At 61.5% G+C, this 21,902-nt stretch carries 17 protein-coding genes and 3 tRNA genes; 10 read left to right on the top strand and 10 right to left on the bottom strand.

Annotated elements, in window-relative coordinates:
* Positions 1-25 precede the first annotated feature (25 nt).
* Complete coding sequence (locus tag ACR0JN_RS18445) at positions 26-352, top strand: TIGR02300 family protein (protein ID WP_480887835.1); 327 nt, start codon at positions 26-28, stop codon at positions 350-352.
* Between the two features lie 140 nt (positions 353-492).
* A tRNA-Ala gene (locus ACR0JN_RS18440) sits at positions 493-568 on the top strand.
* 583 nt (positions 569-1,151) lie between these two features.
* Here ACR0JN_RS18440 and ACR0JN_RS18435 read toward each other — a convergent pair.
* A complete protein-coding gene (locus ACR0JN_RS18435) occupies positions 1,152-2,975 on the bottom strand; it encodes a BCCT family transporter (protein WP_480887833.1) in 1,824 nt (607 codons plus the stop codon).
* Between the two features lie 435 nt (positions 2,976-3,410).
* Between ACR0JN_RS18435 and ACR0JN_RS18430 the strand changes: the two genes are divergently transcribed.
* The 6 genes from ACR0JN_RS18430 to ACR0JN_RS18405 all read left to right on the top strand — a co-directional run bounded on the left by ACR0JN_RS18430 (position 3,411) and on the right by ACR0JN_RS18405 (position 8,519).
* Positions 3,411-4,325 (top strand): LysR substrate-binding domain-containing protein, encoded by a 915-nt coding sequence (locus ACR0JN_RS18430; protein ID WP_480887831.1) that lies wholly within the window; start codon positions 3,411-3,413, stop codon positions 4,323-4,325.
* Positions 4,326-4,415: 90 nt separating this feature from the next.
* On the top strand, positions 4,416-5,576 hold the full coding sequence (locus tag ACR0JN_RS18425; RefSeq protein ID WP_480887829.1) for an aromatic ring-hydroxylating oxygenase subunit alpha: 1,161 nt from the start codon (positions 4,416-4,418) through the stop codon (positions 5,574-5,576).
* Positions 5,554-5,814 (top strand): hypothetical protein, encoded by a 261-nt coding sequence (locus ACR0JN_RS18420; protein WP_480818388.1) that lies wholly within the window; start codon positions 5,554-5,556, stop codon positions 5,812-5,814. The genes ACR0JN_RS18425 and ACR0JN_RS18420 overlap by 23 nt, the downstream gene beginning before the upstream one ends.
* A gap of 95 nt (positions 5,815-5,909) precedes the next feature.
* Positions 5,910-7,382, top strand: a complete 1,473-nt coding sequence (locus ACR0JN_RS18415) for a flavin-containing monooxygenase (protein ID WP_480887827.1) — start codon at positions 5,910-5,912, stop codon at positions 7,380-7,382.
* A gap of 1 nt (position 7,383) precedes the next feature.
* Positions 7,384-8,358: an alpha/beta fold hydrolase gene (locus ACR0JN_RS18410; RefSeq protein WP_480887825.1), complete on the top strand. Its 975-nt coding sequence runs from the start codon at positions 7,384-7,386 to the stop codon at positions 8,356-8,358.
* An 84-nt stretch (positions 8,359-8,442) separates the two neighbouring features.
* Positions 8,443-8,519, top strand: a tRNA-Met gene (locus ACR0JN_RS18405).
* A 200-nt stretch (positions 8,520-8,719) separates the two neighbouring features.
* On the opposite strand, the gene ACR0JN_RS18400 is transcribed toward ACR0JN_RS18405, so the two are convergent.
* A tRNA-Trp gene (locus ACR0JN_RS18400) sits at positions 8,720-8,795 on the bottom strand.
* Between the two features lie 142 nt (positions 8,796-8,937).
* Here ACR0JN_RS18400 and ACR0JN_RS18395 point away from each other — a divergent pair.
* Positions 8,938-9,639, top strand: coding sequence for a lysophospholipid acyltransferase family protein (locus tag ACR0JN_RS18395; protein WP_480887823.1), 702 nt, complete (start codon positions 8,938-8,940; stop codon positions 9,637-9,639).
* Here the strand turns inward: ACR0JN_RS18395 and ACR0JN_RS18390 are convergent.
* The 6 genes from ACR0JN_RS18390 to ACR0JN_RS18365 form a co-directional block, all read right to left on the bottom strand.
* Positions 9,636-9,881: a MoaD/ThiS family protein gene (locus ACR0JN_RS18390; RefSeq protein ID WP_480818430.1), complete on the bottom strand. Its 246-nt coding sequence runs from the start codon at positions 9,879-9,881 to the stop codon at positions 9,636-9,638. The genes ACR0JN_RS18395 and ACR0JN_RS18390 overlap by 4 nt on opposite strands.
* Entirely contained in the window at positions 9,874-12,129 is a 2,256-nt protein-coding gene (locus ACR0JN_RS18385; protein WP_480887821.1) for a xanthine dehydrogenase family protein molybdopterin-binding subunit, read from the bottom strand. The genes ACR0JN_RS18390 and ACR0JN_RS18385 overlap by 8 nt, the downstream gene beginning before the upstream one ends.
* On the bottom strand, positions 12,129-12,608 hold the full coding sequence (locus ACR0JN_RS18380) for a (2Fe-2S)-binding protein (RefSeq protein WP_480887820.1): 480 nt from the start codon (positions 12,606-12,608) through the stop codon (positions 12,129-12,131). The genes ACR0JN_RS18385 and ACR0JN_RS18380 overlap by 1 nt, the downstream gene beginning before the upstream one ends.
* Positions 12,605-13,471: an FAD binding domain-containing protein gene (locus ACR0JN_RS18375; RefSeq protein ID WP_480887818.1), complete on the bottom strand. Its 867-nt coding sequence runs from the start codon at positions 13,469-13,471 to the stop codon at positions 12,605-12,607. Before ACR0JN_RS18375 ends, ACR0JN_RS18380 begins: the two co-directional genes overlap by 4 nt.
* A 129-nt stretch (positions 13,472-13,600) precedes the next feature.
* Positions 13,601-16,813 carry a 2Fe-2S iron-sulfur cluster-binding protein gene (locus ACR0JN_RS18370; protein ID WP_480887816.1) on the bottom strand — a complete coding sequence of 1,071 codons (3,213 nt, stop codon included), beginning with the start codon at positions 16,811-16,813 and terminating at the stop codon, positions 13,601-13,603.
* 120 nt (positions 16,814-16,933) lie between these two features.
* Positions 16,934-17,785, bottom strand: coding sequence for a LysR substrate-binding domain-containing protein (locus ACR0JN_RS18365; protein ID WP_480887815.1), 852 nt, complete (start codon positions 17,783-17,785; stop codon positions 16,934-16,936).
* A gap of 105 nt (positions 17,786-17,890) precedes the next feature.
* Between ACR0JN_RS18365 and ACR0JN_RS18360 the strand changes: the two genes are divergently transcribed.
* On the top strand, positions 17,891-18,595 hold the full coding sequence (locus tag ACR0JN_RS18360; RefSeq protein ID WP_480887813.1) for an SDR family oxidoreductase: 705 nt from the start codon (positions 17,891-17,893) through the stop codon (positions 18,593-18,595).
* A 3-nt stretch (positions 18,596-18,598) separates the two neighbouring features.
* On the opposite strand, the gene ACR0JN_RS18355 is transcribed toward ACR0JN_RS18360, so the two are convergent.
* Positions 18,599-19,633, bottom strand: a complete 1,035-nt coding sequence (locus tag ACR0JN_RS18355) for an ACP S-malonyltransferase (RefSeq protein WP_480887812.1) — start codon at positions 19,631-19,633, stop codon at positions 18,599-18,601.
* The gene (locus ACR0JN_RS18350) at positions 19,630-21,822 is read right to left on the bottom strand and encodes a dehydrogenase E1 component subunit alpha/beta (protein ID WP_480887811.1); all 2,193 of its coding nucleotides are present in this window, start codon (positions 21,820-21,822) and stop codon (positions 19,630-19,632) included. Before ACR0JN_RS18350 ends, ACR0JN_RS18355 begins: the two co-directional genes overlap by 4 nt.
* Positions 21,823-21,902 lie beyond the last annotated feature (80 nt).

Raw genomic sequence — 21,902 nt, 5'->3', positions numbered from 1 at the left:
TCACCTGATATCAAGGGGATTTGACATGCCCAAGGAAGAATGGGGCGTAAAGCGTGTTTGCCCGACCACTGGTAAGCGCTTTTACGACCTGAACAAGGACCCGATCGTCAGCCCCTACACGGGCGAGATCGTGGAGCTTGAGACCGGCAAAAGCCGGATGATCGCCGCCGACGCCGAAGATGCGGCGACCGCCAAAGCGCGCGAAAACGCATCGGAAGAAGATATGGTTCTGGATGACGACGACAATGTCGATGTCGAACTGGACGATGATCTTTTGGACGATGATGACGACAGCAACGATGATGTCTCGCTGGACGACATCACCGACATGTCGTCGGAAGACGAAAACTGATCCGGGTCTGAGGCGGACCCGGCCCGCCTCATCACCCTTCCCTGCGCGGCGCGGATTCTTTCCCTCAAAGCAATTTTTGGACTTGCACTCGCCCCCGCTGTCTCATAAACGTCCGTCCACCGCAGCAGCGGTACCTTAGTGGGGCCTTAGCTCAGTTGGGAGAGCGCTTGCATGGCATGCAAGAGGTCAGGGGTTCGACTCCCCTAGGCTCCACCAAAATCCTAACATTTCAGCGTCAGTACTATCCGGCAGGCAGCGCCCCCGCTTGACTCGGCTTAGGCGACTACTGCGGTTCCGCGCTGCTCAGTGTGCCCACGTTAAAATATCGATGCGCGTCAGGCCATCGAACTGGACAGCCCTTTGTGTAATAGTCTTGAACATCGCGACTAGTGGTTTCCGCAGGTCACCCGCTTCCGCTGGCAAAAACGCAGACCTTCTTCGACACCTTAATCTTTGTGGCGGAACAAACCCTACATCCGACACGTTGTCGCAATAGTTATGCCCTGTTCTGTTTCTATCAGCAGTTAGTCCTGCCGATATGTTGATTAGTCCGGTTTTAACGAGGGGGTCTTCGGCGGGATAGGGGGCGAGCGTTTGGTTGCCCTGAAAGTGGCCCAACCACTCCCCCCGCCTTGATAACCCTGAATAAAGGTCCCGCGTCCGAAAACCCGGCTTTCCCGATTGGCGACCGCGCCGATACGGCGTGGTGCTCATGTCGGGAAGACCATTCGGTAATCCATTCTCGAAAAAACGCCGCCCCGGTTAGGGGGCGGCGTTGGTGTCAGGTGATGCGGATCGCTTACTCAGCGGCCTGTGTGGCGGCGCCCTGCTTGTCGCGCTGACCGTCGCGGAACAGCGCCTTGGCCAGTGCGATGCACATTAGGCCCATGACCATTGTAAACGGCAGCGCGCCTATGATCATCGCATTGCGCAGCGCGTCCATCGGGTTGTTGTCACCTGCTGCCAGGATCAGCGCCCCGATCACGGCGGTCAGGATTACGCCCCAGATGATCCGGTGCTTGATGCCGGTTTCCTGGCTGCCTCCCGACATGATGGTGTTCATCACCAGAATGCCCGAGTCAGCGGATGTGACCAGGAAGGTCATGATCAGGATCACGCACATGATGTTCAGCATCGAAAGCAGCCCGCCGTCGATCATATAGGACAGCGTCACGAACAGCTTGTTGGTATTCGAGGCCCCGATGATTGCGCCTTCTGCAGCACCAGCCAGTTCCAGATCGATCGCGGTGCCGCCCAGAACGGTCATCCAGGCAAAGCAGACCAGTGCCGGAGCGAACACGCAGCCCAGAATGAACTCACGCACCGAACGACCCTTGGAGATGCGCGCCAGAAACAGGCCCACGAAGGGCGAAAACGCGATCCACCAGGCCCAGTAGAACGTGGTCCAACCGGCCTGCCAGCCGAACTGTCGGCCCTGCTCGCCTGCGGCATAGACTGCGGCCAGCGTTTCCTCATCCAACTCGGCGGCTGCACCTTCCAGACCGTCTTTGAAGCCGGCAAAGCTGCCCCAGGCATTGGTCGCACCGCCGACAAGGTCATTGGCATGCGCCTGTGCGGCCTCGGGCAGAGAGGCCGCAAAGGCCTCGGTCGACAGCGGGCCGTAGGCGCTGAAGCTGAGCGACAGGAAGTGCAGAATATAGTCAACCATCGCCGAGCCATAGGTGGTCATCGCGAAGACGAACGAGCCGAACACCACGAACGTACCCAGCAGGATGATCGACAGTACAAGGTTCAGGTTCGACAGGTATTTAACGCCACGGCCAACCCCGGACACAGCCGAGATGATCGACAGGCTCATGATAACAACCAGTCCAGCGATCAGACCTACTTTACTGGGGGTCGGCACCTCGCCGCCCAAATCCATGACCCAGCCCATGCCGGTGATGGCATAAAGACCGTCGATGAATTGGCTGACGCCGTAACCGATTGTCACCGACACACCCAGGATGGTGGCGACAACGCCCAACACATCAACCACATGGCCCAGAAACCCGTTCATCAGCTTACCGAACAGCGGCGTCAGCGCCGATCGGATCGTCAGCGGCATGTCGCGAGTATAGGCATAATAGGCCAGCGACAGACCCGTCACCACGTAGATCGCCCAGGCGTGGAAACCGTAGTGCAGATAGGTAAAGCGATACGCCGATTGCAGTGCGTCGGGCGAGTTCCCCTCGACCGCGCCCGAAACGACAACGGGGTTCGATCCCCACAGGCCCAGCGGCTCGGCTGTGGCAAAGACCATCAGGCCCACGCCGAGACCGGCACCAAACATCATCGAAAACCACGAGAAATTGGAAAACTCGGGCTTCTCACCCGGCGTGCCCATGATCCGTTTGCCCGTGCTCGGGATAATGGCCACGATTGCCAGAAAGAAGAAAAACAAACCGACAATGATGACGTAGAAGCTGTTGAAAAGCTCAAGCAACTGGCTGTTCAGGCTACCCAGCGTGCTGTTGGCATTTGCCGGGAAGACCAGCGCCCACAGCACAAGACCAACCATAATGGCCTTGCTGATCAGCGCAATCGGTACGCTGTAATTTTCATAGAAACCGGCATCCGCCGTTTCTATCTCTAGATCCGTAAATGGCTCAGGTACCGACATATTATTCCTCCCGTGTTGTCGATCCGTATGGTTCCGACTGCCGTTACAGCCGCTGTTTTATTCTTGTTTTTGCTTGATGTTTCAGAGCATTGCCCAAAGCAGGCAGGCAATCGCATTCTGCGCTTTGTCTGTTCATCGTCAGTCCTTTGCCAGTTCCCGTTTGCTCAAACCAAACAGGTTTCAGCGGGAGCGATTGACTGTGCCCGAGCTTTCATTCCGGGCAGGGTGTCGATTGCCACGTGTGTTGGTTCGCCTGCGTATAGGTTTGCCCGGCAGGTGGCGTGACCAGAACCGACGTAATTTGCCGCTTCGGCGACCCGCGTCGCAAACCGGACGCTCAAATGTACCTTCAGCGTATCATTCGCTGGTCTTCAACGGGAAAAATTTTAATAGTCAAGCGAGGCCAGTTCATCCGAAGCCCGGAAACCTGCAAAAATGTCCAGACGCCACTACAATTTACCGCCGCTCACCACCCTGTCCGCCTTTGAAGCGGCAGCGCGGCATCTGAGCTTCAAAAACGCCGCCGAAGAGCTTTCGGTCACCCCCGGCGCGGTCAGCCATCAGATCAAGGCGCTTGAGGGTGATCTGGAGACCGCCCTGTTTCAGCGCAAGCATCGCGGGGTCGATCTGACCGATGACGGCAAGGCGCTGTATGAGGCGCTTTCGACCTCTTTCACCCGCATCTCCAAGGTGTTGGCGGCCATCCGCGACAGGCCCACCGGCGAAAAGGTCACTGTCGGGGCGACGACGGCGGTGGCGGCCCTGTGGCTTTCGCACGCAATCATCCGGTTCTGGCGCGAAAACCCGGAGGTGAGTGTTGACCAGATCTCGCAGGATCGCCCGTTTCGGGATCGGCCGGATGTGGATTTCTTTATCCGATATGGCCGTGACAATGACCCCAGCCTATCGCATACGCCCTTGTACCGGGATCATCTGATCCCCGTCGCCAGCCCGGACCTGGCCAAAAAACTGTCCGGTGCAAGCCTGCAGGACCTGGCCGCCCAGCGCCTGATCCATCTGGAGTCGGATGATCGCAGTTGGACAACTTGGCCGGACTGGTTTCAGCAGCTTGGCTATACCGGCACCATCCCGGTCGATTCGCGGGTCAACAGCTACTCGGTCGCGCTGCAACTGGCGCGCAAGGGGGCCGGGTTGGCTTTGGGCTGGCAGCGGTTGATATTGCCGATGCTGCAATCGGGAAAACTGGTGGCCATCGGACCACATCACCTGACCGCACCCAATCAGTTCTACCTTGTGGGCCGCCCCGACGATGAGCTTTCGGACAATGCCCGCGCCCTCAAGAACTGGATCATTGACGAGGTTCGCACCGGCTCGGATGAAATCAGTTAAACCGTTGATGAGCTTTTCTGATATTGCGCCGCGCCTATTGACCCGGCCAATAGGGTAAAGTCAGGGTAATCCCAGCCATAGGAGAGTTCGATGAACAAGCACAGCGCGCTTTCGTCCGTTCTGGCCGATGTCAACACCGCCAACGGTCTGCCGAACGAACATTATATCGATCCCACGGTATTTGCCGAGGAACGGCAATCTGTCCTCTACTCCAACTGGTCCGGGATCGGGTTTGGCAAGGACGTGCCCGAAGCAGGCGACGCCAAGCCGGTTGATTTTCTGGGCATGCCCCTGCTGATCGTGCGGGACCGGGACGGCCAGATCGGCGTGTTCCAGAACACCTGCCGTCATCGCGGCATGATCCTTGTGGACGCGCCGAAAAAGATCGGCGGCGCCATCCGCTGCCCCTATCACAGCTGGTGCTACAGCCTGAAAGGTGAATTGCGCGCGACCCCTCATGTGGGCGGGCCAGGGCAGAACAAGCACGAAGACGTCGACAACAAGGACCTTGGGCTGATCCGCATCCGGTCCCATGTCTGGCGCGATGTGATCTTCGTCAATGTCGACGGCACCGCGCCCGCATTCGAAGACGCCCATGCCGCGCTGCTGGAGCGCTGGGCCGAGTTCGAACAGCCTCTGTTTCATGGCGGCGACGTGTCGTCCCTCAAGCTTGAGGTCAAAACCAACTGGAAGCTGGCGGTCGAGAATTTCTGCGAAAGCTACCACCTACCCTGGGTGCATCCCGGCCTGAATAGCTATTCCCGGCTGGAAGATCACTACAACATCGAAGCGCGTGGGCAGTATTCTGGTCAGGGCACCCTTGTCTATCGCCAGTTAAAGGATGAGGACGGCGCAACGCTGCCCGATTTCGCAGGTCTCAGCGACAAGTGGAATGAGGGTGCCGAATACATCGCGGTCTACCCCAACGTTCTGCTGGGCGTGCAACGCGACCACAGCTTCGCGATCATCCTCGAACCGGTCGATCACGAACACACCGTGGAACATATCGAGCTTTACTACTCTGTCAGCGAAACCGAGTCCCCGGAACTGGACGATTTGCGCACCGCAAACGCGCATCAATGGCAGGCTGTGTTCGAAGAGGACGTCTTTGTCGTCGAAGGCATGCAAAAGGGCCGTCACGGCCTGTTGTTCGACGGCGGGCGTTTCTCGCCGGCCATGGACGGGCCGACCCACAATTTCCACCACTGGGTTGCCACACAGGTTGAAAATGGCCGAACCGCAGCCGAGTGACGGTACAGGCGATCTGGACCGCCGATTACTGGATGCGCATGCGAGAAACGACCTGAGCGATCTGGTGCGGCTCTACACTCTGGCCGCTGATGAACGGGAGCAGGCAGGCGATATCGACGCCGCCTGTTTCTTTCTGACACACGCTTTTGTCTTCGCACTCGAAGCTGGCGCACCGCAGGCCGACGCGTTGAACGCCCGTCTGGCTAGCCACGGCCGAGCGCACAGGCTTACGTTCTGATCCCAAGGTTGACCTAACGGGACCCTGTTCAGGTCACCGCAAGCGCATATACTTATCCTCAGACGCCTTGTGTTCGGCGCAGGAGGGACGGGCGGTTGGATCACAACACAGACATGCTGATCATCGGTGCCGGTTTTTCAGGCCTGATCATGGCGCTGGAAGCCCGCAGACGCGGTATTCGCGACATCGCGATTCTGGAGAAAGCCGATGATATCGGCGGCACCTGGCGCGAGAACACATATCCCGGTGTGGCCTGCGATGTGCCCTCGCATCTGTATTCCATGGCCACACACCTCAACCCGAACTGGAGCCGCGCCTATGCCGGTGGCGCGGAAATTCAGGCTTATCTGCAGAAGGTCGCGAGGGACGAGGGGCTCTATGACCTGTGCCACTTCTATCAGCAGCTGAAATCCGCCCAATGGGACGGTTCGCGCTGGCAGGTGGAAACCGAAAGCAGAGACCGCTGGTCCGCGCGCTTTCTGGTCTCGGCCATCGGCGCGCTGCATATTCCAAGCATTCCCGACATTCCCGGCGCAGACAGCTTCCCCGGCCCGTGTTTTCATTCCGCCCAATGGGATCATGATGCGGTGATTGCGGGCAAGCGGATCGCGGTCATCGGCACCGGGGCCTCGGCGGTTCAATTTGTGCCCGAGATTGCCAAAACCGCCGCGCACGTGACCGTTTTCCAGCGCAGCGCGCCTTACGTGCTGCCCCGCCCGGACGGGCCGATCGCGCCGTGGGTACGCCGCCTCTATAGTCGCATACCTCTATTGCCCCGCCTGCGGCGCAAGCTGATCTACACAGTGTTCGAGCATCGCCACCGGGTCTTCCGGGGCGAGCAGCGGATGGTGAATTTTGCCATGAAAATGTGGCGTAAATCTCTTGAGAAGGCGATTTCTGACCCAACCCTGCGGCAGCACCTGACCCCTGACTACCAGATCGGCTGCAAGCGGATTCTCAGTTCCAACGACTGGTATCCCGCGCTGGCCCGCGACAACGTTACCCTGATCCCGTCCGGCGTGACCTCGATTGACGGGGACCGGATCACAGCTGCGGATGGAAGTGTGACACAGGCCGACATTCTGATCTGGGGCACGGGGTTCCACGTCACCGACGTGGTCGAGCGGCTGGACATAACCGGCACCGATGGCCTGACCCTGCAGGCAGCCTGGGCCGACGGAATGCAGGCCCATCTGGGCACCGCCATTTCCGGGTTTCCGAACTTCTTCATGTTGCTGGGCCCGCATACCGGGCTGGGCCATAACTCGGTCGTTCTGATGATCGAGGCGCAGGTCGGCCATATCGGCCGCGTCCTTGACCAGATGCAGCGACAGAACCTGACCGCCATCGCCCCCGACCCGGCAAAACAAACCGCCTTTACCCGCGAAATGCAGGGCCGTCACCAAAACAGCGTCTGGCAGGTCGGCGGCTGCACGTCCTGGTATCAGGACGCGCAGGGGCGCAACACGACATTGTGGCCGGGAACCGTTGCCGAATTCGAAAAGCGCATGGCACAATCGGGGCTCGAGCAATATCTTTCCGACTCACCCCCAAATCGGGACACGTAAGATGACCGCATTTTTGATTATCGTCCTTCTGATCGCCGCCTTCTTTCTGGTCATGCACCTGTGGACCCGTAAACTAACCCGCGAGGGCAGTATCCGCGTCCCCCAGCCGGGGCAGATCACTCCCGTGCGGGGCGGCAATATCCATTATGTGGAAAAGGGCGACCCGTCGAAACAGACCCTTGTCATGATCCACGGGTTGACGGGCCAGTTGCAGCACTTCACCTATGCGCTGGTGGATGTGCTGGCCGAAGAGTACCACGTCATCGCCCTCGACCGCCCCGGCTGCGGATACTCGACCCGCGACACAGCCGATCTGGGCCGCCTACCCGAACAGGCCCGTATGATCCAAGAGTTTCTGGATACCAAAGGCGTAACAGATGCGGTTCTGGTCGGCCATTCTCTGGGCGGGGCCGTGTCGCTGGCTATTGCGCTGGATTACCCTGACAGGGTCAAGGCGCTCGCCCTGCTGGCTCCGCTGACGCAGAAACTGCCCGGCACACCTCCGGTTTTCAAACCGCTTGAGATCCGAACGGAATGGCTGCGCAGCTTCATCGCCAACACAATCGCCGTGCCCATCGCCGCCAAAACCGCGCCCCACACGCTGGACACCGTCTTTGCCCCCGAACCGGCCCCGGCCGATTTTCTGGACCGCGCCGGCGGCGCACTGGGGCTGCGCCCCTCGGCCTATGTGACCGGATCGCAGGATGTCGTGGGGCTGGATGAAAGCCTGGGCCAACAGGTAGCCCGCTATCCCGACTTGACCGTGCCCGGAGGCATCCTGTACGGCGCTCAGGACGTCATCCTGTCGGCCTCGGTCCATGGGCCGCCGATGACACGGTTCGGCCTGTCCAACGAACAGATCGAGGGGCTGGGACACATGATCCCACTGACCGCCCCCGACGCATGCGCCGCCTTCATCCGCCGTATGGCCGAAGGTCAGAAGGACAAGGCAGAGGCCGCCAGCACGCGGGGATAAACCCGCACCCAAAAGAATCCGGTTTGCGGGGTCATTTCCCTCTTGACCCTCTCGGGCCCCTCGCTTACATCGCCTCTCACTCGTGGCGGAGTAGCTCAGTTGGTTAGAGCAGCGGAATCATAATCCGCGTGTCGGGGGTTCAAGTCCCTCCTCCGCTACCAGAATTCCCCTATAGAAACTGCAGTCTTACCCGCGACATGCCATTGCATCTCCGACGTCAGGGCTTTCAAGCGAAGAGCTTGTTACTTTATTGGGATTGCCCACTACGACGATGGCCATGCCCGATTCACGCATGCAACTCAAAACAGGCACACAGGTTGGCGCGCCTTACGGAAAACATCATGTAGTGGATTGATTTTAATGGCAGGGGCAGCAGGGTTCGAACCCGCGACCTACGGTTTTGGAGACCGTCGCTCTACCAACTGAGCTATACCCCTGTGGTGAGCCCCCAGATATGCCAGCGGCGCGGCGGACTCAAGAGGCTTTTTTAAATTCCTGTGCGGCTCCTTCAGGGACAAACAAGTTGCGCGTGGCGCGCAGTCCGGTAAGACAAGTCTCTGTCAGCACAAGGAACCTCGGGTGAGCATACGCAAAAAGATTGCAGACAGCGAAGCCGTCCTGAACTGGGCCGCGCGGCGGATTGCCAGCTATATCCGGATGGTCAACCGCAACACGCGCTGGCAACGCATCGGGTATGAGGAACTGGACCAGCTGGCCGAACAGGGCGAGCCTGTGATTGTGGTGCTGTGGCATCAGCGGTTGGCGCAATCCCCGTATTTCTTTCCGCTGGACAAGGGGCGTATCTGCTCGATCACCTCTTCGGCGCGGGCGGGCAGCATGGTGGGGCGGGTGCAAAAGCTGTTCGGCATGGACACCATCGCTATGGCCAGCAAAACCCGCCACGTGGCCCTGTCGCGGCAGGTGCTTGGGAAGATGAAAGAGGGGATTTCGATCGGCATCGCCGCCGACGGGCCGCGCGGGCCGGAACGGGTGCTGTCGACCGTGCCTCTGGTGTGGGCGCGGACCTCGGGCAAGCGGGTGTTCGGGATCACGTTCTCGGCCAGACATGGGCGCGAGGCAGGCACTTGGGACCGACTACTGATGCCGCGCCCCTGGCGGAATGAGGGCGTGTTTCTGTGCCGGGAATGGACCGAAACGGTGCCGCGCAAGGCTAGTGAAGACCAAATCGAGGCCCTTCGCCAAAACCTTGAGCAACATATGAACGACATCACGGCCGAGGCCGACCGCATGGTCGGGCGCGCGCCTTGGTCGCCCCGTTAACCGCCCCTCAGGCGCTGCATCAGATAGACTTCGCTGCCTTCGGGAATGGGTTCTGTCAAGCCGGTGGCGATGACGCGCCCGTCAATGGCGACGGACACCCCGGCATCAATCGGACCTTTGAGCTGCGGGTGCGCGCGCACCAGTTCCCGCAGCAGGTCGCCGGTGGTTTTGGCCTCAACCTCAACCACCTGCTGGCCCCCGGTCAGAGACCGGAGGCCGGACCAGAGATGGACCTCAACCATTGTCCTTCAGCGCCGCCAGAATGCGCGGAGGTGACATTGGCAGTTCTTTCATTCGCACACCCGCCGCATGCGAGACCGCGTTAGCGATGGCGGCCAGTGGCGGCACGATGCCCGTCTCGCCCACACCGCGCACACCAAACGGGTGGCCGGGGTTGGGCACTTCGACGATCACTGTGTCGATCATCGGCAGGTCGCTGGCCACCGGTATGCGGTAATCGAGGAAGATCGAGTTCTGCAGGCGTCCATCCTCGCCGTAGATATATTCCTCGTTCAGCGCCCAGCCGATGCCTTGCGCGGCACCGCCCTGATACTGGCCTTCGACATAGGTGGGGTGGATCGCCTTGCCCGCATCCTGAATAACCGTGTAGCGGGTGACGCTGGTCTTGCCGGTTTCAGGGTCGACCTCGGCATCGACGATATGGGTGCCGAAAGATACGCCCGCGCCTTCCGGGGTAGCTTCGAAATGGCCCGAGATCGGGCCGCCCGTGCGCCCCATGTTGGCGGTGATATCGGCCAAAGGCAGCGGGTCGAAGTCGCCCGCGTTGGGGCCAGATGGCACCGCACAGCCGTTCTCCCATTTCACAGCGTCCACCGGGATGCCCCATTTGGCCGCGGCTCGTTCGCTCAGCTTTTCGACCGCGTGGCGCGCCGCCTTGATGGTCGCAAGGCCGCTGGCATAGGTCACGCGCGAGCCGTGGCTGACGTCGTTGTAGCCCAGCGAGGCGGTGTCGGCGATGGTCACGCGGATGTTCTCGTACGGAATACCCAGCACCTCAGCCGCCATCAGCGCCATGGACGCGCGCGAGCCGCCAATGTCGGGCGTGCCGACCATCAGTTGCGCCGAGCCATCCTCGGACAGCGCCAGTGTCACTGAGGTCTCGCCGCCGTGGTTGAACCAGAACCCGCAAGCGATCCCGCGCCCCTGCCCCGGTTTCAGCGGGGCCGAGTAATGCGGGTGCGCCTTGGCGGCCTCGAGCGTTTCGACCAGACCGATGCGTTCGTAGCGAGGGCCATAGCTGGCCTTGGTACCTTCGTGCGCGGCGTTTTTCAGGCGCACGTCGATGGGGTCGAGCCCCAGCTTCTTGCACATCTCGTCAATCACCGACTCGACCGCAAAAGCCCCCATCGGCGCGCCGGGCGCGCGATAGGCGGCTTGCTTGGGACGGTTGGCCATCACGTCATAGCCGATCTGTTTGACGTTGGTGAGGTTATAGGCCGCAAAGGCGCACATAGCGGTCATATCGCCCGGAGCACCCGGGAACGCCCCACCCTGCAGGCGGAATTCGCCGCGCGCCGCAGTGATCGTGCCGTCTTTTTTCATGCCGATCTTGATATCCATCGAGGCCGAGGCGGTTGGCCCCGTGGCCCGGAACACCTCGGACCGAGACATCACCAGCTTGACCGGGCGGTTGGCCTTGCGGCTCAGCGCCAAGGCCACCGGCTCGATGAACACCGTGGTCTTGCCCCCGAAGCCGCCACCAATCTCAGAGGCGGTGACGCGCAGCTGCGAGGTCTCAATGCCCAGCAGGGCCGCGCAGGTTTTCTGCGCAATCCAATGGCCCTGGGTGGTGCACCACAGCTCACCCTTGCCGTCATTGCCCAGCATCGCCAGACAGGCGTGGGGTTCGATATAGCCCTGATGGGTCGCTTCGGTGACAAAACTGTCTTCCATGACCAGATCGGCCTCGGCAAACCCGGCCTCGACATCTCCGTGACCGCTTTCATGGTAGCGTACGACGTTGGGGTGCATGCCTTGCGGAACGGAATAGTCCGCCGCGCCTTCGCGGATAACTGGCGCATCCTTGGCCATCGCCTTATCCACATCGGTGACGTGAGGCAGGACTTCGTACTCAATTTCGATCAGTTTCAGCGCGTCGCGCGCCGCCAGCGCCGATGTGGCCGCGACAGCCGCAACCGCATGCCCGTCATACAGCGCCTTTTCACCCGCCATGACGTTTTCCAGCACGTTGTAAAACTCGCCCTCCAGACCGGGTTTGAACGGCACATCGGCAAAATCCGCGCGGGTGACAACGGCTTTGACATCCTTCAGCGCCTCGGCCTTGGAGGCGTCGATCTTGACGATCCGCGCATGCGCGTGCGGAGAGCGCAGGATCGCGCCGTGCAGCATGCCGGGGGCGGACATATCCGCCCCGAACTTGGCGCGGCCTGTGACCTTGTCCAACCCGTCCGGGCGGTTCGGGCGGGTGCCGACAAAGTTGAAATCGGATTTACGGTCGTCCAGTGCCATTACGAAGCCTCCCGCAGCTCTTCCGCCGTTTCCATCACGGCGCGAATGATCTTGTCATAACCGGTGCACCGGCAGAGGTTGCCTGCCAGCCAGTACCGGGTTTCCTCTTCCGTTGGGTTGGGGTTTTTCTCCAGCAGCGACTTAGCGGCCACCAGAATGCCCGGCGTGCAGATACCGCATTGAAGGGCGGCATTTTCGATGAACTTTTGCTGGAGCGGGTGCAGAATGTCGCCATCCGCGATGCCTTCGACGGTTTCGATCTGCTTGCCATCGGCCTCGACCCCCAGCATCAGGCAGGAACAGACCAGACGGCCATCAACGGTGACCGAGCACGCGCCGCAATCGCCGGTGCCGCAGCCCTCTTTCGCGCCGGTCAGGTTCAGCTTGTCGCGCAGACAGTCCAGCAGGGTTTCGCGCGGGTCACACAGGTATTCGACCGCGTCGCCATTGACGGTGGTGGATACGTGGAACTTGCTCATACGTCTTCTCCCTTCGCGCGGGCATAGGCGATTTTCGCAGCGCGTTTGGCCAGAACTCCAGCCACTTCGGTGCGGAATGCAATCGTGCCGCGCTTATCGTCAATCGGGTTGCAGGCGGCTGAGGCCGCTGCGGCGAGCGCTTCCAGAGCCGCATCATCCAGCGTTGAGCCGATGATCGCACGGGCCGCGTCTTCGACCAGCAGCACGGTCGGGGCCACAGCGCCCAGCGAGACGCGGGCTTCGGTAACCGTATCCCCGTCCAAACGCAGGCTGACTCCAACGCCGACCACAGCGATGTCCATCTCGGTGCGCGGAATGAAGCGCAGATAGGCATCGCCCGCATTGCCCCCGCGCGCCGGGATATTGACCGCTGAGATCACTTCGCCCTTGGCCAGCGAAGTCTTACCCGGTCCGGTCGGGATATCCTCGACCGCAACCTCGCGAGTGCCGTCCAGGCCGGTGACCGTCACAGTCACACCCGCCGCAATCATCGCAGGCACCGAATCCGCCGCCGGAGAGCCATTGCACAGGTTGCCAACCAGCGTCGCGCGGCCCTGCACCTGAGTCGATCCGATCAGGTCCATCGCCTCGACCACACCGGGCCAGTCGCGGCCTAGATCGGGATGCTCGCTCATCTCGGCCCCGGTGGCGGCGACGCCCAGCGTCCAGCTGCCATCACCGTTGCGGGTGATGTCACCAACACCGACGATCTTCTTGATGTCAATCAGCGTATCCGGCGTCACCAGATCCGAGCGCAACTGCACCAGCACATCCGTTCCACCGGCCAGAAACCGGGTGACGCCCGTTGCGTTTGCAGCCAGTGCCGACGCCTCGGCAAAGCTGGCGGGGCTGTGATACTCCATGAAAATACCTCGCACCTGTTGATCAGGGATTACTGGGGTTCGCTGGGGACGTTAGTGCAGCATTGGGGCGGCGTCCATGGCTGGAACGACCAATTTTTCGGATTCAAAATGTCGTTTCCAGACTTTGCGTCACAGATCAATCTCGATCACACCGCCCGGTTGCGCGGCCCGGCTTTGGCACAGGATGATAGCGCTCTCGCGTTGTTTGTTGGACAGCACGAAATCGCGGTGCTCGATCTCGCCCGAGATCACACCGCACTTGCAGACGCCGCAGATACCGTCCGAGCATTTCACATCCACGTGAACGCCCGCCTCGTTCAGCACCTGGGCTGCGTCCTTGTCAGCGGGGACGGTCAGGTCATGGCCTGATTTCGCCAGCCTCAGCGTAAAGGGATGGTTTTCGTAGTCGGGCTGTTCGGGGACCGAGAAGTATTCCAGATGCCGCGCCTCTTCGGGGAAGCCCTGCACCTCAGCCGCCTGCATCACGCCGTCCATGAAGCGGTCCGGGCCGCAGGTGTATACGTGCCAGCCGTCCTGATAGCCCGAAAGGATCGCATCCAGATCGGCCCGCGTGCCTTCGTCCGAGAAATGATAATGCACATGGTCTGCCCACGGCATTGCGGCGAGATCGTCCAGATACCCGGCCCCTGCGCGGGAGCTGGCGGAGTAATGCAGTTCAAACGGTTTGCCCAAAGCATGCAGCCGGTGGGCAAAGGCAATCATTGGAGTGATGCCGATACCGCCGCCCATCAGAAAGGTTTTGGTCGCGGTTTCATCCAGTTCGAAATGGTTGATCGGCTTCGAGATGAACACCTTACGCCCTTCGTTGAAGATGCGGTGCATGAGGGCCGAGCCGCCGCGCCCTTCATCCTCACGCAGCACTCCAATCTGATACCTCGCCCGATCAGAGGGATCGCCCGACATCGAGTATTGCCGCAGAAATTCCGGCGCAACCAACACGTCCAGATGCGCGCCTGCGGTCCAGTCCGGCAGAGGTGCGCCGTCGAGTGTCGAGAACTCATACTTGGTGACATCGGCGGTCATCTTGTCGACCTTGGTCAGTTCCACCCGCATCACCGGCGCGTCACCTGCGATCTGATAGCGGTGGATGACGGACGTGTCACCCGCCGCCTTGCGGGTCTTGTAGTCGTCGGCGCCGACCATCGCCTCATAGGCGGCGATCCCTGCCTCTCGGTCCATGTGGAATGGATAAGGCCAGGGGTGCGGTGCAAGTGGGGCGGGATAGACGGCCAGCGTCTGATCCTCGTATTTCAGGTCCAGATCGGTCTGCAGGTCCCGCCGGTTCAACGGATGCTGCGAAGGGCGGTAAGCCCCGTCAGCCTCCAATTCGATATCCCACCACCATTTCTTGATGTCGTTCAGCCCGCCATTGCCCACGGCATCATCCAATTTGGCCAAGGCGGGTGCGGCCTTGGGGATGTTCATCGCGGCCCAGCGGAAGGGGCGTTCCTTGAAGATACCTTCCAGGTTCCACGGACAGGTTTTCATGCACCGCCCGCACATCGCACCGCCCGGAGTGGTTACCCGGTAGGTTGCGCATTTCTGGCTGTCGGACTTCCAGATCTCATAGCCGTTGAACATCAGCTTGGGCCCGGCAGTGATCGCGCCCGAGGGGCATTCGCGAGCGCATTTGTTGCAGGCCTCGCAGAAACTCTGCAGACCGAAATCAATCGGCTTGTCATGTGCCATCGGCATATTGGTCGTCACCACGCCCGATTTCAGACGCGGGCCGAGATAAGGGTTCAGAATGACCTCGCCGATCCGGCTGACCTCGCCCAGCCCCGACAGCAGCAGCAGCGGCGGCTGCAGCACCTCGCCGTCCATTACCGTATGGGCCTTGGCCTTAAACCCGAGGTTGCGGATCTGCTGCGCAATCACACCGCCCAGCAGCGAGAATCGCAGGTACGCCCGCATCGACTGAGCGACGCTGATCCAGTCGTCGCCGCTGGCACCTTCCATCGTCTCATAGCCCTGGTCGATGATCATGCTGATGGCCTGATCGTGGGGCGGAGTGATTTCCTCACCGGTCGCATCATGGGAATACCACGCCCAGTCCGGGCAGCGGCTGAGGCCCACCGCATCGACCCCCAGAAAATAGGCCGCCGCTTTGATATTGGCGGCGTTGCGCGCCGCATCGGTTGGCTTGGGCACGTCCGCGCTTTCCCCATCTTGCAGCAACACAAAGGCCCCCAACGCGCGACGTTGGGCAAAGCTCGGGGCGGATTTGCGGACGTAATGCCCGCCCTTCGCCGCATCCTGCAGATGCTTGCCCATATCGCCAAACTGCGCCCGCGCGAACATGTCCGCCCGTTTCGGCACGCGGGCGACGTTTCCCTCGTCGATATAGGTGGTCGGGTCCTCCACGCGTTTGAGGGCTTCAAACGGATGCGCCCCGTCCACATAGCGCCGCTTCGCGTAGGGATCGCGGTTCAAAGCGTTCTTGGCGAACCCCACCCCCAGCCACCACGCCGGGCCTTGCGTGCGAAACCACGGCTGTTGCGCCAGCGGCTGCAGAGGTTTGTCATGGGCAATCGGCATCTCGGTGGTGACAGCCGCCAGCCCAAACCGTGGGCCCAGCCATGGGACGACAAGGTCGCCACCCTCGACCGAGGCCAACCCCGCCGCCACCGCAAGTTTGCCCAGATCGACATCCGAGGACATGGCCGTATGCGCCCGTGCATCGAAGCCCAGCAGGCGGATGTAATTGGCGATCACCACAGCGTTTTCCGAGGCCAGCAGACAGGCGCGATGGTCTTGCGCCTCCCCGATCCACTCCGCGCCGGGCTCATCCGGGTCGGGATCGCGATTGTGTTCATAGAGGAAGACAATGGCGTGGCGATGCGCATCCAGCGGTCCCGGCGTCGCCTCCATACTGTCTTTCAGATCGGCCATGATCACGTCGATGCCCGAGGCCAGCGTTTTGGTCTGACGCGTGCGCAGGGCATGGGCCAGCCGGTCGATATCCGGGTTGCGGCGCGGCTGGTCCAGCAGGGCCTCGGACGGCAGAGGACCGCAACCCATCATCGAGGCATCGTTGAAATAGCCGAACGCTTTCAGATGGTTGGCGCGGTCCTGCGGGTCGGACGGAATCTCGGAGGCCACCGGGTTCACGAACCCATCCCGGATCGTGTCCAGCATGGCCTGAAACTCACCCATCGCATTCACGATGCTTTCGGGCTGATCCGGCCTGTGAAAGCTAAGCACCGGCATCGCAGGCGTGCCGGACAGATCAGGCAGGTGGTCCTGCCGGGCCAAACGTTCCAGCGGAAATGGTCCCATATGAACCGGCCGGTTCTTGTCCGAGAAAAAGCGGATCCCCATCCTAAGCCTCCTGTCTTCCCTAACCCCCTAACCTGCCATGGGCGGCAAATCCATTCACAAAAGCCACGAATGGGCCTTAACGGCGTGATTTCAGGTGCTTAAGAAATCTACCGCGCCATTTCAGGCCTGGGAGAGCAGCCAGTCCCGCATCTTACCTACAAGTTCGGGATGGCGCGGCTTTTTGGGGACGACTACGTAAAAGCCCAGATCATCGACCAGAACCTGATCGAAGGGCCTGACCAACCGTCCGCTCTCCAGCTCCGACGCCACCAAAGCGGCATTGGCCAGCGCAAAACCCTGCCCCGAGACAGCGGCATCAATCGCCAGACCGGTCTGGTTGAACGTCATCATGCGCGGCTTGCCCTGCACCCCGGCATGTTCAAGAAACAAAGGCCAAAGCCCATGAGAATCGCTGAGCAGCACGCGCTGCATCAGATCGGCCGGGCCCGAGACCTGCGTGGCCAGATCAGGCGCGCAGACCACCATGAACTCGGTCGAGAACAGCGGCTGGGCCTGCAAACCTGCCGCCACCGGTCTGCGGCTTTGACGCACAGCAATATCGACCCCGTCCCGGCTGAAATCCGCCAGCCCTTCGCGGGCGTCAACGCGCACCTCGATATCGGGGTTTTTGCTCGTGAAATCCGGCAAGCGCGGAACCAGCCATTTCGAGGCAAAACTCGGGGTGACCGAGATCACGATCTGATGCTGGCCCGAGAACTCCTCGACCGCCCCTTCGATCAGACGAAACGCGCGGCGCAGAGGGGTATGAAACCGCCGCCCCGCCTCGGTCAGGCGCAATCCACGCGGAAGGCGGTCGAACAACGCCTCGCCCAGCCGTGCCTCAAGCCCGCGCACCTGCTGCGCGACGGCACCCTGGGTGACGCCCAGTTCCTCAGCGGCGAGGCGGAAATTCAGGTGTCGGGCGGAAGCCTCGAAGGCTCGCAAGGCGTTGAGCGGAGGAAGGGCGGGCATGTCGCAACTCAGTAGATTTTCTACAGCTTTATGGCAGAAGAACTGATTGGTCAAATCTCGGCTCTGGCCCCATGTTGATCGCAGACAGGAAACGGAGATTAAGAAATGGAAGACAAGGTTGCGCTGATAACGGCGGGCGGCAGCGGCATGGGCGCGGATGCGGCCCGGCGACTGGCGGCAGATGGGTTCAAGGTGGGGATTTTGTCCTCATCCGGAAAGGGCGAGGCACTGGCAAGCGAACTGGGCGGTGTCGGCATCACCGGATCGAACCAATCCGGCGACAATCTGCAGAATCTGGTCGATGCTGCGATGGCCCACTGGGGACGGGTCGATGTGCTGGTCAACTCTGCCGGGCACGGCCCCCGCGCCCCGGTTCTGGAACTGACCGATGACGACTGGCACACCGGCATGGATGTCTATTTCCTGAACACCGTCCGCCCGACCCGGCTGGTCACGCCGATCATGCAGGCGCAGGGCGGCGGGGCCATCATCAACATCTCGACCTTCGCCGCGTTCGAACCTGATCCGGTGTTTCCGACCTCCGGCGTATTCCGCACCGGGCTGGCCGCCTTTACCAAGCTGTTCGCGGACAAATACGCGGCCGACAACATTCGCATGAACAACGTGCTGCCCGGCTTCATCGACAGCCTGCCAGAGAAAGAGGAATTCCGGTCGCGCATCCCGATGGGCCGCTATGGCCGCAGCTATGACGAAATCGCCTCGGTCATTTCCCTGCTGGCCTCGGACGGCGGCGGCTACATCACCGGACAGAACATCCGGGTGGACGGAGGCATCACCCGCTCGGTCTGACGGCTATCCGGTCACAAGCGCCCTCTGGTCGTCGCGGCCCATGGCGATCAGCAGGGGCGCGGCCTCCTGCTGCGCTACAAACGCGGCCTTGTCCGTCATGCCGCGCCATTCGGCCAGGACCAGCGATTGTGCCACCGCCCCGCCCAAGGTCGCGCCCGGCCCAGTCACGATGAACAGGTCCGGCGCGAATTCGCGCGCGGCCGTCTGCACGGCGCGGGTGAAATCATACGGCTCGGTCACCTGATGGCCCAGCGTGTAGTCCCACAGCGCATCCGTGTCTGTCGCGCCCGGCCACCAGATTTTGCCGCGCCCGTCGATCATCGGATGGCGGGGCTGCCAGAATAAATTTGCCGCCAGTTGCGCCCGCCCTTCTGCTGCCACGGACGCCTGAAGACGGGTATGGAACGCGGCGTGGTTGGGCAAGCGCATGGGGAAGCGATCCTGAATCGCGGGCTGAGACGCCTCGAACGCGGCCAGCCCGGCCTCGTTTCCGGCCAAAACCAGCATCCCGCCCAGATCAATCGACAGGGCCAGATCCTGCCCCTCGCTCGCGTCGATACGCGCAACGTCCATAAGCAGCGCCTGTTTCCGAACGGGATCATTGACCCAAGTGTCGTCCGTAAAGGGATAGACCAGTTGCCCGCCGATCAGATGCTGCTGCATCAGGGTTCCCATCGTATTGACGACGCGGAACCCATTCTCGGCGCTCAGAGCCCCGGCCACGGCCAGCGCAATGTACCAACCCATCGAGTTCCCGGTGACCGCGACCACCTCAATATCCTCGGCCAGCGTCTGCGCATCCGCCAGAGACGCGGCGTAGATCAGGGGTGAGGCAATGTCGCCGCGGGAATATTTGCTCACCGTGAAGCGGCTTGCGGCATCGAGCGCCGTCACAGTCTCTTGCCCGGTTTCTTCCCGAATGGCGTCGAATGTGCGGAACATCTGCACCCGGTCGGCATGGTGCCGATGCAGATAGCCCAACTCGGGCTTGTTATAGGTGCCACGGCCCGGGCAGATGACAACAGCGGTGCGGGTCATGCTTTGCCTCCGGTCAGGGTCAAGGCGGCGGCGACAATACCGTCTTTCGACGGCAGTGGTGCTGCATAGGCCGGGCCGGTTGCGATGAAACAATCATCAGCCGCCACACGGGCGGTCGGGGTCGCAGAACTTTCTTCTTGGAAGAAAGTCATCAGCGCTTCGGACTGGCTGCCGGTGCGGCGGCATTCGTCTACAATCAGGATATGCTTGCAGCCACGCGTCGCCGCAAGCAGTGCCTCGGCAGGTAACGGTGCCAGCCAGCGCAGATCGACGATCCGGGTTTTTAATCCCGCCGCCTGCAACTCGGGCAGCGCCTGGTGAGACAGGTAGTGCCCGTTGCCGTAGGTCACGAAGGCCAGATCGTCGCCATCCCCATGCACTCCGACCTCGCCCAGCGCAATCCTCTGGTCGGGCGAGGGGTAGGTCGTCATCCACCCGCCACCCTGCGCCTGATGCAGATCGCGCATAGGATAGAGCGCGATGGGCTCCAGAAACACAACCACCCGCTGTTCTTCGCGCGCCAGCCGCACACATTCGCGCAGCATCATCGCCGCATCCGCGCCGTTGGAAGGACAGGCAATGATCACGCCCGGAATGTCGCGCAGAACTGCCAGCGAATTGTCATTGTGGAAATGCCCGCCAAAGCCTTTCTGATACCCAAGACCCGCGATCCGCAGCACCATCGGGTTGGTGAACTGACCGTTCGAGAAGAAGGGCAAGGTGGCAGCCTCTCCCCTGATCTGATCCTCGGCATTGTGTAGATAGGCCAGGAACTGGATTTCTGGGATCGGGACAAATCCGTTATGGCCCATGCCGATGGCCAGACCCAGAATGGATTGCTCATCCAGCAACGTGTCGATCGCCCGGTCCGGGCCAAAGCGCTGCTGCAGTTTCTGGGTCACGCCATAGACCCCGCCCTTGCGGCCCACATCTTCACCCATGCAGACGATTTCGCCATGCTCCAGCATCAGATCGGTCAGCGCCCAGTTGATCAGGCGGCTCATTGGCTGCGGGTCCTGCATGGCCCGCATGTCGCCACCGAAAGCGGCGGCCCGGGCGTCGGCGGTGGGCCCGTTTGTGGGCTTGCAGGCGCGTTTGGGCGGGATCAGGCTGGCCATCACCTGTTCCGCGTTTGCCAGATGCGGGCGGGTCGCGGCCTCGGCGGCGACGCGGTCGGTGCGGGCGCACGTGTCCTGATAAATCTGCAACGCCGCATCCGGGAACAACGCCCCGGCCTGATCCAGCAACCGGACCGAATGCAACAACGGATCGTTAGCCTCATCCGCTTCGACCTCAGCCTTGCTCAGGTAGGTTGTCGGCACATCCGCCCCGGCATGACCATAGAGACGCACGGTCTTCAGATGCAGAAAGGCAGGCTTGCGACGCGTGCGGACATAGTGGGCCGCCTCTTGGGCCACAGCGTATGTTTCATAGATATCCAACCCGTTGGCCTGAAAATACTTGATCCCCGGACGATGCTCCATTGAGGTCTGAATCCAGCCTTTCGGCGTTTTTACCGAAATGCCTATCCCGTTGTCCTCGCATACGAACAACAGCGGCAAAGGCGTGGACTGCACACTGGTCCAGCCCGCCGTGTTGATCGCCCCCTGCGCGGTCGAATGGTTGGCCGAGGCATCCCCGAACGAGCACATGGCGATCCCGTCCAACGGCAATTCCCGATGCTCAGGGTCATGCCTGCGCGCGGCGCCCAGCGAATAGGCGGCCCCGACAGCCTTGGGCAGATGGCTGGCGATGGTCGAGGTCTGCGGCGGTATGGTCAGCGCCTTCGACCCCAGCACCTTGTGCCGCCCGCCCGAGGTCGGGTCCTCCTTAGAACAAGCAAAACTCAGCAACATGTCCCAAGCGATCTGCTGGCCCGGCACCTGCTCGGCGCGGGCAATCTGAAACGCAGCATCCCGGTAGTGCAGAAAGGCGATATCGGTCGGGCGCAGGGCGTGGGCGACGGCAGCCATGCCTTCGTGACCCGAGGACCCGATCGTGTAAAACCCCTGCCCTGCCTTTTGCATCGCCCTGCTGGTGCGATCCAGCGCCCGGCTCAGCACCTGCGAGCGGAACAGGGACACCGCATCCGTATCCGTCAGGCCCACACGTGGCGGCGGCCCGTCGGGAAAGTCGCGATTTGCAACCCGAGACAGGAAGTTTTCATGAACGATCTGGGCGCGGTCCATAGTCTGGCCTTTTTCAAACGGGGTGGGGCATGCCCGACATCTGGGCGCATCCCTGCGCCAAACATCCCTTATATCCCGCT

The sequence above is a fragment of the Ruegeria sp. G12 genome (genome assembly GCF_056533565.1).
Note: the sequence above shows the minus strand (reverse complement) of the source record. Positions and strands in the feature narration are given on the sequence as shown.